Raw genomic sequence first — 11,180 nt, forward strand, 5'->3', positions numbered from 1 at the left:
GGGACATGGAACAGAGCGTGAGTGAACGCGGCGACGTGGCGACCGGACGCAGCGAGGTGTTCCGGCTGCCGGACCTCGGGGAGGGCCTGACCGAGGCGGAACTGGTGTCGTGGACGGTGGCCGTCGGTGACCGGGTCGCGCTCAACCAGGTGATCGCCGAGGTCGAGACCGCCAAGGCGACCGTGGAACTGCCGTCCCCGTACGCCGGGACGGTCGCCGAACTGCTCGCCGAGCCCGGCGACAGCGTGCCCGTCGGAAACCCCCTGATCCGGTTCACCGTCCCCGGCGCGAGCGACGGCGGCGAGCCTGTGCAGGTGCTCGTCGGCTACGGTCCGGGCGCCGCCCCGGCGAGCAGGCGCGCGGCACGCGCCGCGGCGGCGCAGCCCCCGCAGCCGCCGACCTGGGAGCGGCACCGGCCGGACGCCAAGCCGTCGGCCCGCCGCGAGGCGCGGGCGCTCGGCGTAGATCTCACCGAGGTGACCGGCACCGGTGCGGGCGGCGTCGTCACCGTGCCCGATGTGCGCCGGGCTGCAGACGTTCGCGACGCACAGCCGACGTCGGCCGAGCCGGCGCGCGAGACCCGCACCCCGATCCACGGGATCCGCAAGCGCACCGCCGCCGCGGTGGCACGCAGCGCCTTCACCGCCCCGCACGTCACCGTGTTCCTCACCTGCGACGTCACCGCGACGGTCGAGCTCGTCGCCCGGCTCCGCGGCGCGCCCGCCTTCGAAGGGCGGCACCCGACGCCGCTCACCGTGGTGGCCAAGGCGCTGCTCCGGGTGCTCGCACACCAACCGATCCTCAACGCGGCGTGGGACGAGGAGCACCAGGAGATCGTCACCCGTCGCTACGTCAACCTGGGCATCGCCACCGCCACCGATGCGGGACTGATGGTGCCGGTGATCCGCGACGCCGACCGCCTGTCGCTGCCGGAGCTCGCCGACGCCATCGCCCGGGCGGCGGAGACCGCCCGCTCCGGCCGCGCCACCCCGGCGAAGCTCACCGGCGGCACGGTGTCGATCACCAACGTGGGCGTGTTCGGGGTCGACACCGGCACCCCCATCCTCAACCCCGGTGAGACCGCCATCCTCGCGCTCGGTGCGATCGGCCCGCGTCCGTGGGTGGTGGACGGCGAGCTCGCCGTCCGGCAGGTCACGACGCTGTCGCTGTCCTTCGACCACCGTCTCGTCGACGGTGAGCAGGCGGCGCGGGCGCTTGCCGGGATCGGGGCGATCCTCACCGACCCGGTGCCGGAACTGCTCGCCGGCATCTGACCGGCGGTAGCGTCGGGACACGTGAACGCTCCGGATCTTCGCCGTGCCCGTGCGGCCGTGTTCGCGACCTTCGGTGTCAACGGGTTCCTGCTCGCGATGTGGGTGGTGCACATCCCCGCGATCGAGCAGCGCGTCGGCATCGACCATGCCACGCTGGGTTCCCTGCTGCTGGTTCTCGCGGCGGGCGCGATCGCAGGGATGCAGGCCACCGGCCCGCTCGCGGATCGGTTCGGCAGCGACCGCACCACCGTCGCCGCGGCCGTCCTGCTGGCGGCGGCGACCGTCGGCCCCGGCCTGGCCGGCGCGGCCTGGCAGCTGGGCGCCGCGCTCGCGGTGTTCGGATTCGCCAACGGCGCCCTGGACGTGTCGATGAACTCGCAGGCCGTGGCGGTCGAGCAACGCTACCGGCGGCCGATCATGGCCGCGTTCCACGGATTGTTCTCGGTGGGCGGGGTGGTCGGGTCCCTGGTGGGGGCGGGCACGCTGGCCGCCGGGCTCGCCCCGGCCGTGGCCCTCGGCGGCGCCGGCCTCGTCGGCATGCTCGTCGTCGCGGTCGCGGCGCCGCACCTCGTGCGCGTACCCCGGGTCGAGCACCCGCGCGGGTCCGGCCCGCGCGGGGGATACTCCCGCCGGGTGCTGCTGCTCGGCGGGCTCGCGTTCGTGCTCATGCTCAGCGAAGGCGTCGCCAACGACTGGAGCGCCCTGCAGGTCAAGGACCACCTGGGCAGTCCGGACGCGGTCGCGGCGCTGGCCTTCGGCGCGTTCTCCGCGACGATGACGCTCGGGCGCTTCGTCGCGGACCGGGTCAGCGCCCGCATCGGCGCCGTCGCCGTCGTCCGGTACGGCACGCTGCTGGCGGCGCTCGGGATGGGCACCGTCATCGCCTCCCCGTGGCTGCCGGTGACGCTCGCCGGGTGGGCGCTGTTCGGGCTGGGCCTGTCCGGCGCCGTGCCGCAGATCTTCAGCGCCGCCGGGAACATCGACGCCGGCGCCCCGGGCCGCAACATGTCCCGCGTCGTCGGCATGGGGTACATCGGTTTCCTGGCCGGACCCGCCACCATCGGGTGGCTGTCGGAGGCGACGTCGCTGACCGTCGCGATGACGGTGCCGCTGGCGTGCGTGCTCGCTGCCGCCGCCCTCGCCGGCTCCGTCGGTGAGCGGAGCCGGCGCACGCTCGAGCGGGTGGACGAATCGGTCGGCTAACGCGGCAGCACGGTCAGCACCCTCACGACGTGGTCGCGGAACTCCCGCATGTAATTGCGGAGGAAGTCCTCGGTGCCGGCGTTGTGCACGGTTCCGTCGTCGCCGAAGACCTCGGGCGTGTAGTGGATGTACGCCTCGGGCGACGTCATCTGCCGCGCGTTGCAGAAGCTCAGCACGGCGCGCAGGCTCTGCTGCCCGACGGCGGTGCCGATCGCGCCGATGGACGCGCCGATCACGGCCGCCGGGATGTGATCGAACGAGTTCTGCCCCCACGGCCGCGATGCCCAGTCGATGGCGTTCTTCAACGCCCCGGGAATCGACCGGTTGTACTCGGGTGAGACGAACAGCACGGCATCCACGGCGCCGATCGCGTCCTTGAGCGCCGCCCCCTCCGGCGGGTAGTTCGCGTCGTAGTCGGGGCTGTAGAGCGGCAGGTCCCGGATAGGGATCTCGACGAAGTCCAGGTCGGACGGCGCGAGCCGGATCAGTGCCTTCGCCAGGATCCGGTTGATCGAGGTGGACGACAGGCTCCCGACGAAGTAGCCGACCTTGTAGGTCCTGTCGGTGCCGGTCCGGGGGGGTTCGGTCCCCGAAGGCTCGGTCACGGGGTGCTCGGTCACAGGACGCGTCCTTTCCGTCGGTGCGACGGGCCGGGCACGGCCCGCCTGCCACTTGCGACGGTCGCACACGAGCGGGGCGTCCGCACGGTGTTTCCGTGCGGACGCCCCGGGCGCGCCGATCTGCTTACAGCGCCTCGAGTTTTTACAGCGCCTCGAGTTTTACAGCGCCTTGAGTTCCTCGGTGACCTCGGAGACCATCTTCTTCGCGTCGCCGAACAGCATGGAGGTCTGGTCGGCGGTGAACAGCGGGTTGTCGATGCCGGCGTAGCCGGAGGACATCGAGCGCTTGAGCACGATGACCGACTTGGACTGGTCGACGTTGAGGATGGGCATGCCGTAGATCGGGGAGGACGAATCCTGCCGGGCGGCGGGGTTGGTGACGTCGTTGGCGCCGATGACGATGGTGACGTCGGTGCGGGAGAACTCCCCGTTGATGTCGTCCATCTCCTTGAGGGCCTCGTAGGGCACCTCGGCCTCGGCGAGCAGGACGTTCATGTGCCCGGGCATCCGGCCGGCGACCGGGTGGATGGCGTACTTGACCTCGACCCCCTTGTCCTCGAGCAGCGCCGCCATCTCCTTGACCGCGTGCTGCGCCTGCGCCACGGCCAGCCCGTACCCGGGCACCACGATGACCTGGTTGGCGTAGGCCATCTGGATCGCCGCATCCGAGGCGGAGGTGGCCTTGACGGTGCCGCCCGCCCCGGCCGGACCCGCGCCGGCGCCGCCGTCGCCGCCGAACGAGCCGAACACGATCGCCGGGATGGACCGGTTCATCGCCTTGGCCATCAGGTTGGTCAGGATCGAACCCGAGGCGCCGACGATCATGCCGGCGACGATCATCGCCTGGTTGTTCAGCGCCAGACCCGCGGCCGCCGCCGACAGACCGGTCAGGGCGTTGAGCAGCGAGATCACCACGGGCATGTCCGCGCCGCCGATCGGCAGCACCACGAACAGACCCATCAGCCCGGCCACGAGCAGCAGCGCCACGATCCAGATCGCCGAGGTGGGCTCGCCTCCGGGGTCGGCGCCCAGGCCGATGTACACGGCGATCGCGATCGAGGCCAGCGCGAGCACGATGTTCGCGACCTGGAAGGCCTTGGCCGCGCCGACCAGGCGGCGTTCGAGGTTCTTGTTCAGCAGTTCCTGCAGCTTGGCGAACGCCACCAGCGAGCCCCAGAACGAGACCGAGCCGACGATCGCGGCGAACAGCGAGCCGACCACGACGTGCACCGTCGGTTGCTCGTCGAGGGTGGTGAACCCGTCCGAGTCGAGGAACTCGGCCCAGGCGATCAGCGCGACGGTGCCGCCGCCGACACCGTTGAACAACGCCACCAGCTGCGGCATCGCGGTCATCTTCGTGCGCAGCGCCGGCGGCACCCCGAGCACCACACCGACGGCCAGGCCGGCGACGATCCAGATCCAGTTGTCGGTGTCGCGGATGTCGATCAGCACCGCGATCACCGCGACGGCCATGCCGGCGGCGGCGATGTAGTTGCCGCGCACCGCGGTCTTCGGGCCGGTCAGGCCCATCAGACCGTAGATGAACATCGCGAACGCGACGATGTACAGGACGGAGACGAGGTAGCTCATTTCGCGTCGGCTCCCTTCTCCACCACCGGCGCGGCCTGCGGCGTCACCGTCTTCTTCGGTTTGAACATGCCCAGCATGCGGTCGGTGACGACGAATCCGCCGACGACGTTGAGCGTGCCGAACACCAGCGCCACGAACAGGATGACCTTGATGCTCCACGGGGCGTCGGCGGGCAGATGCCCGAACACCACCAGCGCACCGAGCACCACGATGCCGTGGATGGCGTTGGTGCCCGACATCAACGGGGTGTGCAGCGTGTTGGGCACCTTGGAGATCACGGCGAAGCCCACGAACCCGGCCAGCACCAGGATCGCGATGTTCGCCAACAGTTCCGTATACATCTAGACGTTCTCCTTCGAGCGGGTGACGCACGCGCCGGCGAGGATCTCGTCCGAGAAGTCCGGCGCGAGCGCGCCGTCCTCGTCGAGCATCAGCTCGAGCAGGGCCACGACGTTCTTCGAATACAGCTGCGAGGCGTGCTCGGGCATGGTCGCCGGCAGGTTCAGCGGGCTGGCGATCGTCACCGCGTGCTTGACCACCGTCTGTCCCGGCTCGGTCAGCTCGCAGTTGCCGCCGGTCTCCCCGGCCAGATCCACCACCACCGAGCCCGGCTTCATGCCCTCCACGGCGGCGGCGGTCACCAGCCGCGGCGCGGGCCGGCCCGGCACCAGCGCGGTGGTGATCACCACGTCGAAGCCCTTGATGGCCTCCTCGAGCGCCGCCTGCTGCTGCGCGCGTTCGTCCTCGGTGAGTTCGCGGGCGTACCCGCCCTCCCCGGCCGCGTCGATCCCGAGATCGAGCCACTGCGCCCCGACCGAACGGACCTGATCGGCGACCTCCGGCCGCACGTCGTACCCGGTGGTGCGCCCACCGAGGCGCTTGGCCGTGGCCAGCGCCTGCAGCCCGGCCACCCCCACCCCGAGCACCAGCACCGTGGCGGGCTTGACCGTGCCCGCGGCGGTGGTGAGCATCGGGAAGAACCGGGTGGACTCCGACGCGGCGACCAGCACCGCCTTGTACCCGGCGACGTTCGCCTGCGACGACAGCGCGTCCATCACCTGCGCGCGGGAGATCCGCGGGATCGACTCGACGGCGAACGCCTGCACCCCGGCCGCGGCGAGCGCACCGATCTGGTTCTCCGCATTGCGGGGGGCGAGGAACCCGATCAGGGTCTGCCCCGACCGCATCCGCGCGACCTCCGCGTCCGACGGCGGCGCCACCTTGAGCACCACGTCCGCCGACCACCCGTCCCCGATCCGCGCCCCGGCCTCGACATAGGCCTCGTCCGGGATCAGGGCACCGAGCCCGGCCCCGGCCTCGACGACCACGTCGAGGCCCTTCTTGATCAACGACGGCACGATCATCGGCACCAGCGCGACCCGCCGCTCGCCGTCGCCCGTTTCCCGAACGACGCCGACGGTGGGGCGCGCTGTCACCGCACGTCCCGTATCCCTATCCCCGGTTTCCAAAGTTTTCGACTCCTGCGTTGAATCGGCACCTCACCGCGATGAGCGGCGGGTCATGTGCGACGAGCGGCCGACTCGGGCCGTGCACTATGGGCGATGAGCCCAGTCAGACGTACCGCGCCCCGATCAGGGGCGCAACCGTTCGGTTTCGTCTGAATCGAGTCCGAACAGTGAGTCGATGCCAGAATGTGAGGTAGTTCACTTCACAATTCTGCCGTATCGGCCGTGAGGAAGGAGGCACGAGTCCATGGCACGTCGCAGCGTCGTCGTCGAGCGCGTGTACGACCATCCGGGCGACGAGCAGGCGTTCCGGGTGTTCGTCGACCGGCTGTGGCCGCGGGGCCTGCGCAAGGACGCGTTCCATCACGACGACTGGGCCAAGGACCTGGCGCCGTCGACCGGGCTGCGCAAGTGGTACTCGCACGACGCGTCGCAGTTCACCGAGTTCCGGGACCGGTACCTCGCCGAACTGGACGGCCCGGACGCGCGGGCCGCGCTCGCGCGCGTCGACACTCTGGCCGACGGCCGGTCGATCGTCCTGCTCACCGCGACCCGCGACGTCGAGCACAGCGGCGCCGCCGTCCTCGCGGAACGGATGCGGGGTGCGCGGTGAACGACGTGCCCGACCTCGGCGGCGACCCGGTGTGCTGGATGCACCGGGTCTGTCCCGACTGCGGCTTCTTCCTCGAGGAACCGGAGGCGCCGTGCCCGCGCTGTGGCGCCGTGTTCCGCCACGATGCCGAGGGCACGGACGAGTCCGGACCCGGCCCCCTACCCTGACCCGATGACCACTCCCCCTCCTCGGATCCTCCGTCTGGCTCGGCGCGCACGACGGATCGCCGTGCTCACGGGCGCCGGGATGTCCGCCGAGAGCGGCGTGCCCACGTTCCGTGACGCACAGACCGGCCTGTGGGAACACTTCGACCCGGCCGACCTGGCGACCCCGGAGGCCTGGGACCGCGACCGTGCGTCCGTGTGGGCCTGGTACCAGTGGCGCGTGGCCCTGGTCCGGCGAGTGCGGCCGAACGCCGGCCATCGTGCGCTGGCCGACTGGGGACGGACCGTGGAACTGTCGATAGTCACCCAGAACGTCGACGACCTGCACGAGCGCGCCGGCAGTCCCGTGCTCTCACACCTGCACGGCAGCCTGTTCTCGCCGCGGTGCGCCGACTGCGGCACCCCCGCCGACCTTCCGGAGGCCCCCGCCGAGCCGGTCGCCCGCCTCGATCCGCCGGACTGCGGCGCGTGCGGCGGCGACGTGCGGCCCGGCGTGGTGTGGTTCGGCGAGCCCCTGCCGACCGGGCCGTGGGAGGCCGCCATCGCAGCCGTGCTCACCGCCGACCTGGTGTTCGTGGTGGGCACGTCGGGGATCGTGTACCCCGCGGCCGGCCTGCCCTCGCTGGCTCGGCAGCACGGCATCCCCGTCGTAGAGGTCAACCCCGACCAGACCGGCCTGTCCGATCAGGTGGACGAGGTGTGGCGCACCACCGCGGCGGTGGGCCTGCCGCAACTCGTCGCAGCGGTCGCCGCGGAACGGACGCCCCGCCTACAGTGAGCGGGTGAACTCCTGCGTGTTCTGCGCCATAGTCCGGGGCGACGCCCCGGCCGTGCGGGTGTACGAGGACGACGACGTGCTGGCCTTTCTCGACATCCGGCCCATCGCCCGGGGCCACACCCTGGTGGTGCCGCGGGTTCACGCACCCCGGCTCGACGATCTCGATCCCGGGCACGGCGCCGCGTTGTTCCGCGCCGGGCAGCGCATCGCCCGGGGCGTGCAACGCTCGGATCTCGCCGCCGACGGTGCCAACCTGGTGTTCAACGACGGTCGGTCCGCGTTCCAGACCGTCTTCCACGCGCATCTGCACGTGCTGCCGCGACGGCGCGGCGACAAGCTGCGCCTTGCGGCAGGACTGCTGCGGCGCCGACCCCACGACCAGGAGGCCACCGGCGCGGCGATCCGCGCCGGCCTGGCCCGTCTCGAAGCGGAGGACGCACTGTGACCCACGGAAACAGCTCGGCACCCGGCAGCACCACGCCGGACCCCGACGGAGCGCCGGAGTTTCCGGTCGAACCGATCCGCACGCTGCTCCTCGAGCAGTTCGCCGCCATCGACGGGCTGCTCGCCGACGTCCACGGGGACACCTGGTACACGCCCACGACCCTGCCCGGATGGACGGTCAAGGACATCACGGCGCACCTGATCGGGACCGAGTCGATGCTCGCCGGTATCGAGACGCCGCACGTCGCGATCGACGTGCACGCCCTCGGCCATGTCCGCAACGAGATCGGCGCATTCAACGAACGCTGGATCGAGTTCCTGCGTGGCACACCGGGTGACGAGGTGCTGGCCCGCTACCGGGAGATCGTCGCCCGTCGCCGGGAGCAGCTTGCGGCCATGACCCAGGAGGACTTCGAGGCACCGGCGATGACGCCGGCGGGCCAGGCGACCTACGGCCGGTTCATGCGGATCCGCATCTTCGACTGCTGGATGCACGAGCTCGACCTCCGCGACGCGCTCGGCGTCCCGGGCGACGAGGGCGGCGCGCGAGCCGAACTCGCGTCCGCGGAGATCTTCGGGGCCCTCGCGTTCGTTGTCGGCAAGCTCGGTAAGGCTCCCGCCGGGGCACGGATCACGCTCGAGCTGAGCGGACCCCTCGCCCGCACCGTTCACGTCGAGGTGGACGGCCGGGCCTCGGTCGTGCCGGCCCTGTCCGGTCCGGCGACGAGCACCGTGGCGATGGATTCGCGGCTGTTCGTGCGGCTCGCCGGCGGCCGCGTGCACGCGTTCGACCGCCTCGACGAGATCACCCTCGGCGGCGACACGACGGTCGGCCGGCGGATCGTGGACAACCTCGCCTTCGTCATCTGATCGGCGACTCCGTGCGGCTGTTCCTGTCGTCCTACCGGTTCGGCGCGGATCCCGGGTTGCTGCTCGGGGTCACCCGAGGCCCGTGCCCGATCGCGGTGATCGCCAACGCGGCCGACGCGTGGCCGTCCCGGGCCCGGGACTCGGCGGTGGCGAGCGAGCTCGCGCCGCTGCGCGCACTGGGATACGAACCCGTCGAGGTGGACCTGCGGGACCACGCCGGCTCGCCCGAGTCGCTGCGGGCGGTGCTGTCGCGGTTCGGGGCACTGTGGGTGCGCGGCGGCAACACGTTCGTGCTGCGGATGCGGCTCGCGCTGTGCGGTGGCGACGAGATCCTCACGGACCTGGTCCGGTCCGGTCGGCTGGCCTACGCGGGGTACAGCGCGGGGGCCTGCCTGGTGACGCCGTCCCTGCGCGGCCTCGAATTCTCCGACGATCCCGGCGAGGTGGACGTCGTCTGCGGGGTTCCGGCCCGCTGGGACGGTCTGGGGTGGGTGGACTACGCGATCGTCCCGCATGCCGGGGACTCGGCCCTGGCCGACGCGGGCGTCGCGCGCACGCTGGAATATCTCACGCAGCAGCGGCTGCCGTTCCGGGCACTCGACGACGACCAGGTGATCGTCGTGGACGAGGCGTGAGACTGCGCGCCGCCGCTCACGGGCCGCTGCTCGCGCGGACGAACGGCGCGAACCGGTCGAGGGAGACCCAGGCCGTGCGGCATCGGCGGGCGGTGACCTCGTCGGCGCGTGCGAGCAGGATGTCGAGCAGTTCGCGGGGATTGCCCTCCCAGCGCAGGGCGAGTTGCCGTTCCTCCTCGTCCGACAGCGCCGCGAACCGGCTCGCCGCCGCGGCCCAGTCCGCCACGTTCCCGCGGTGAAGGCTCTCCAGAGCCTTGTAATCGACCCGCCGCGAAAGGAATTCGTCGGACAGGGCGCGCACGAGTCGTGCGTCAGACAGCACGGATGCGGTCATACGGCACCTCCTTCGAACGACCGTTGACGTTAGTGACCTGCCACAACCACCCGATCGCACCGGCGGAACGATTCGGTAACAGAGTGACTGGTGCGACTGATGTGACTTCCGCTGTTAGCATTCCTACGGTGGAGACCCTGACCGACCTGCTCACGAGCGGTGCGGCGCCCTGGTGGGCCGTACCGGTGGGACTCGCGGCCGGCGTCCTGCTCGGCGTCTTCGCCACCCGGATCGGCGCGCGACCGTCGCGGCGGGCCGTCGCAGCAGCCGCTCCCCTGCGGGCGGCCGATCGCGCGTTGCAGGTCCGCTTCCTGCATGCCGCCGACACCGTCTACAACCACCTGTTCGAGGCGGACCACTCGGCTCTCGCCGAGGCCGACCTCGCCGAAGCCCTGCAGTCCGACGATCTGCATCTGCGTTCCGTCGCCCGCGGCATCGTCGACCTCGACGCGATCGTCAACGAGATGCGGCTGTCCGCCCCCGAGCCGGTGCTCACCGCCGCAGTCGCCCTCTTCGGGTACCTCACCGCCGTCTCGAGCGACGGGACCGACGATCTCGACGAGTTCCGCGACCGCTACCTGGCGCGCAAGACCGCGTTCGTCGACGCCGTCCGCGCGGCGCACCCCCCGGCCGGCCAGGTCACCGCCTGACCCCGTCTCCACCGTCGCCTGCATCGCGTCACCACCACGTCACCGCTCACACCGGCCCGCCCTCGACACAGGTCCACAACGAGGACATCGCATCCCACGCCGGCCCCATTACCGACTCGGGCAGATCCCACGGCCCCCGCGCAGGCCGGTAGGGTCGATGGTGTGACCAACGACGAGCACCGCATCGAACATCACCCCGACCAGTCCAGGTTCGCGTTGTACACCGGCGACACGCTCGCCGCGTTCGCCGACTACACCGACTCGGACGGGGTGCGCGACTTCGACCACACCGTCACCCAGCCTCAGTTCCGCGGCCACGGATTCGCCGCCGAGGTGGTCCGCCACGCCCTCGACGAGACGCGCTCGGAGGGCCGCAAGATCGCGGCCTCGTGCTGGTACGTCGCGAAGTTCCTCGACGCGAACCCCGAATACCGCAACTGATCCGCAGCAGATCCCGGGACGCGTGTTCCGGACGTCGGCGGTGTCGGGCTCGGACACGGTCGGCGGCGAACGAACGGCCTCGTCGGCGACTCGTCATA

General features: G+C 71.4%; 15 protein-coding genes. 10 read left to right on the forward strand and 5 right to left on the reverse strand.

Annotated elements, in window-relative coordinates:
* Window positions 1–5: 5 nt before the first annotated feature.
* Window positions 6–1,274, forward strand: a complete 1,269-nt coding sequence (locus QYS60_RS19750) for a dihydrolipoamide acetyltransferase family protein (protein WP_371384001.1) — start codon at window positions 6–8, stop codon at window positions 1,272–1,274.
* A 96-nt stretch (window positions 1,275–1,370) separates the two neighbouring features.
* On the forward strand, window positions 1,371–2,477 hold the full coding sequence (locus tag QYS60_RS19755; protein WP_371384070.1) for an MFS transporter: 1,107 nt from the start codon (window positions 1,371–1,373) through the stop codon (window positions 2,475–2,477).
* Here QYS60_RS19755 and QYS60_RS19760 read toward each other — a convergent pair.
* The 4 genes from QYS60_RS19760 to QYS60_RS19775 form a co-directional block, all read right to left on the reverse strand.
* Complete coding sequence (locus tag QYS60_RS19760; protein ID WP_054375109.1) at window positions 2,474–3,097, reverse strand: NADPH-dependent FMN reductase; 624 nt, start codon at window positions 3,095–3,097, stop codon at window positions 2,474–2,476. The genes QYS60_RS19755 and QYS60_RS19760 overlap by 4 nt on opposite strands.
* A 159-nt stretch (window positions 3,098–3,256) precedes the next feature.
* Window positions 3,257–4,687 carry an NAD(P)(+) transhydrogenase (Re/Si-specific) subunit beta gene (locus QYS60_RS19765; RefSeq protein ID WP_371384002.1) on the reverse strand — a complete coding sequence of 477 codons (1,431 nt, stop codon included), beginning with the start codon at window positions 4,685–4,687 and terminating at the stop codon, window positions 3,257–3,259.
* Window positions 4,684–5,028 (reverse strand): NAD(P) transhydrogenase subunit alpha, encoded by a 345-nt coding sequence (locus QYS60_RS19770; protein WP_289378465.1) that lies wholly within the window; start codon window positions 5,026–5,028, stop codon window positions 4,684–4,686. The genes QYS60_RS19765 and QYS60_RS19770 overlap by 4 nt, the downstream gene beginning before the upstream one ends.
* A complete protein-coding gene (locus QYS60_RS19775) occupies window positions 5,029–6,123 on the reverse strand; it encodes a Re/Si-specific NAD(P)(+) transhydrogenase subunit alpha (RefSeq protein WP_371384003.1) in 1,095 nt (364 codons plus the stop codon). It abuts the gene before it with no gap.
* 277 nt (window positions 6,124–6,400) lie between these two features.
* Here QYS60_RS19775 and QYS60_RS19780 point away from each other — a divergent pair, with 277 nt between their 5' ends.
* From QYS60_RS19780 to QYS60_RS19805, 6 genes are read left to right on the forward strand one after another with little or no spacing between them, the layout of a single operon-like run.
* On the forward strand, window positions 6,401–6,766 hold the full coding sequence (locus tag QYS60_RS19780; protein WP_003935201.1) for a DUF488 domain-containing protein: 366 nt from the start codon (window positions 6,401–6,403) through the stop codon (window positions 6,764–6,766).
* The gene (locus tag QYS60_RS19785) at window positions 6,763–6,933 is read left to right on the forward strand and encodes a hypothetical protein (RefSeq protein ID WP_003935200.1); all 171 of its coding nucleotides are present in this window, start codon (window positions 6,763–6,765) and stop codon (window positions 6,931–6,933) included. The genes QYS60_RS19780 and QYS60_RS19785 overlap by 4 nt, the downstream gene beginning before the upstream one ends.
* Window positions 6,934–6,937: 4 nt before the next feature.
* Window positions 6,938–7,708 (forward strand): NAD-dependent deacylase, encoded by a 771-nt coding sequence (locus QYS60_RS19790; protein ID WP_289380210.1) that lies wholly within the window; start codon window positions 6,938–6,940, stop codon window positions 7,706–7,708.
* 4 nt (window positions 7,709–7,712) lie between these two features.
* Entirely contained in the window at window positions 7,713–8,153 is a 441-nt protein-coding gene (locus QYS60_RS19795) for an HIT family protein (protein ID WP_371384004.1), read from the forward strand.
* Complete coding sequence (locus tag QYS60_RS19800; RefSeq protein ID WP_003935197.1) at window positions 8,150–9,022, forward strand: maleylpyruvate isomerase family mycothiol-dependent enzyme; 873 nt, start codon at window positions 8,150–8,152, stop codon at window positions 9,020–9,022. Before QYS60_RS19795 ends, QYS60_RS19800 begins: the two co-directional genes overlap by 4 nt.
* An 11-nt stretch (window positions 9,023–9,033) precedes the next feature.
* Complete coding sequence (locus QYS60_RS19805) at window positions 9,034–9,657, forward strand: Type 1 glutamine amidotransferase-like domain-containing protein (RefSeq protein ID WP_054374525.1); 624 nt, start codon at window positions 9,034–9,036, stop codon at window positions 9,655–9,657.
* A gap of 16 nt (window positions 9,658–9,673) precedes the next feature.
* Here the strand turns inward: QYS60_RS19805 and QYS60_RS19810 are convergent, their stop codons facing one another.
* Window positions 9,674–9,991: a hypothetical protein gene (locus QYS60_RS19810; protein WP_054374522.1), complete on the reverse strand. Its 318-nt coding sequence runs from the start codon at window positions 9,989–9,991 to the stop codon at window positions 9,674–9,676.
* Window positions 9,992–10,119: 128 nt separating this feature from the next.
* On the opposite strand from QYS60_RS19810, the gene QYS60_RS19815 reads away from it, so the two are divergent.
* Complete coding sequence (locus QYS60_RS19815; RefSeq protein ID WP_003935194.1) at window positions 10,120–10,641, forward strand: hypothetical protein; 522 nt, start codon at window positions 10,120–10,122, stop codon at window positions 10,639–10,641.
* Window positions 10,642–10,803: 162 nt separating this feature from the next.
* Entirely contained in the window at window positions 10,804–11,082 is a 279-nt protein-coding gene (locus QYS60_RS19820) for a GNAT family N-acetyltransferase (protein ID WP_003935193.1), read from the forward strand.
* The last annotated feature ends 98 nt before the right edge of the window (window positions 11,083–11,180 follow it).

Origin of the sequence: Rhodococcus sp. GXMU-t2271, assembly GCF_041414735.1 — a bacterium.
In the GTDB taxonomy this organism is placed as follows: domain Bacteria; phylum Actinomycetota; class Actinomycetes; order Mycobacteriales; family Mycobacteriaceae; genus Rhodococcus; species Rhodococcus indonesiensis.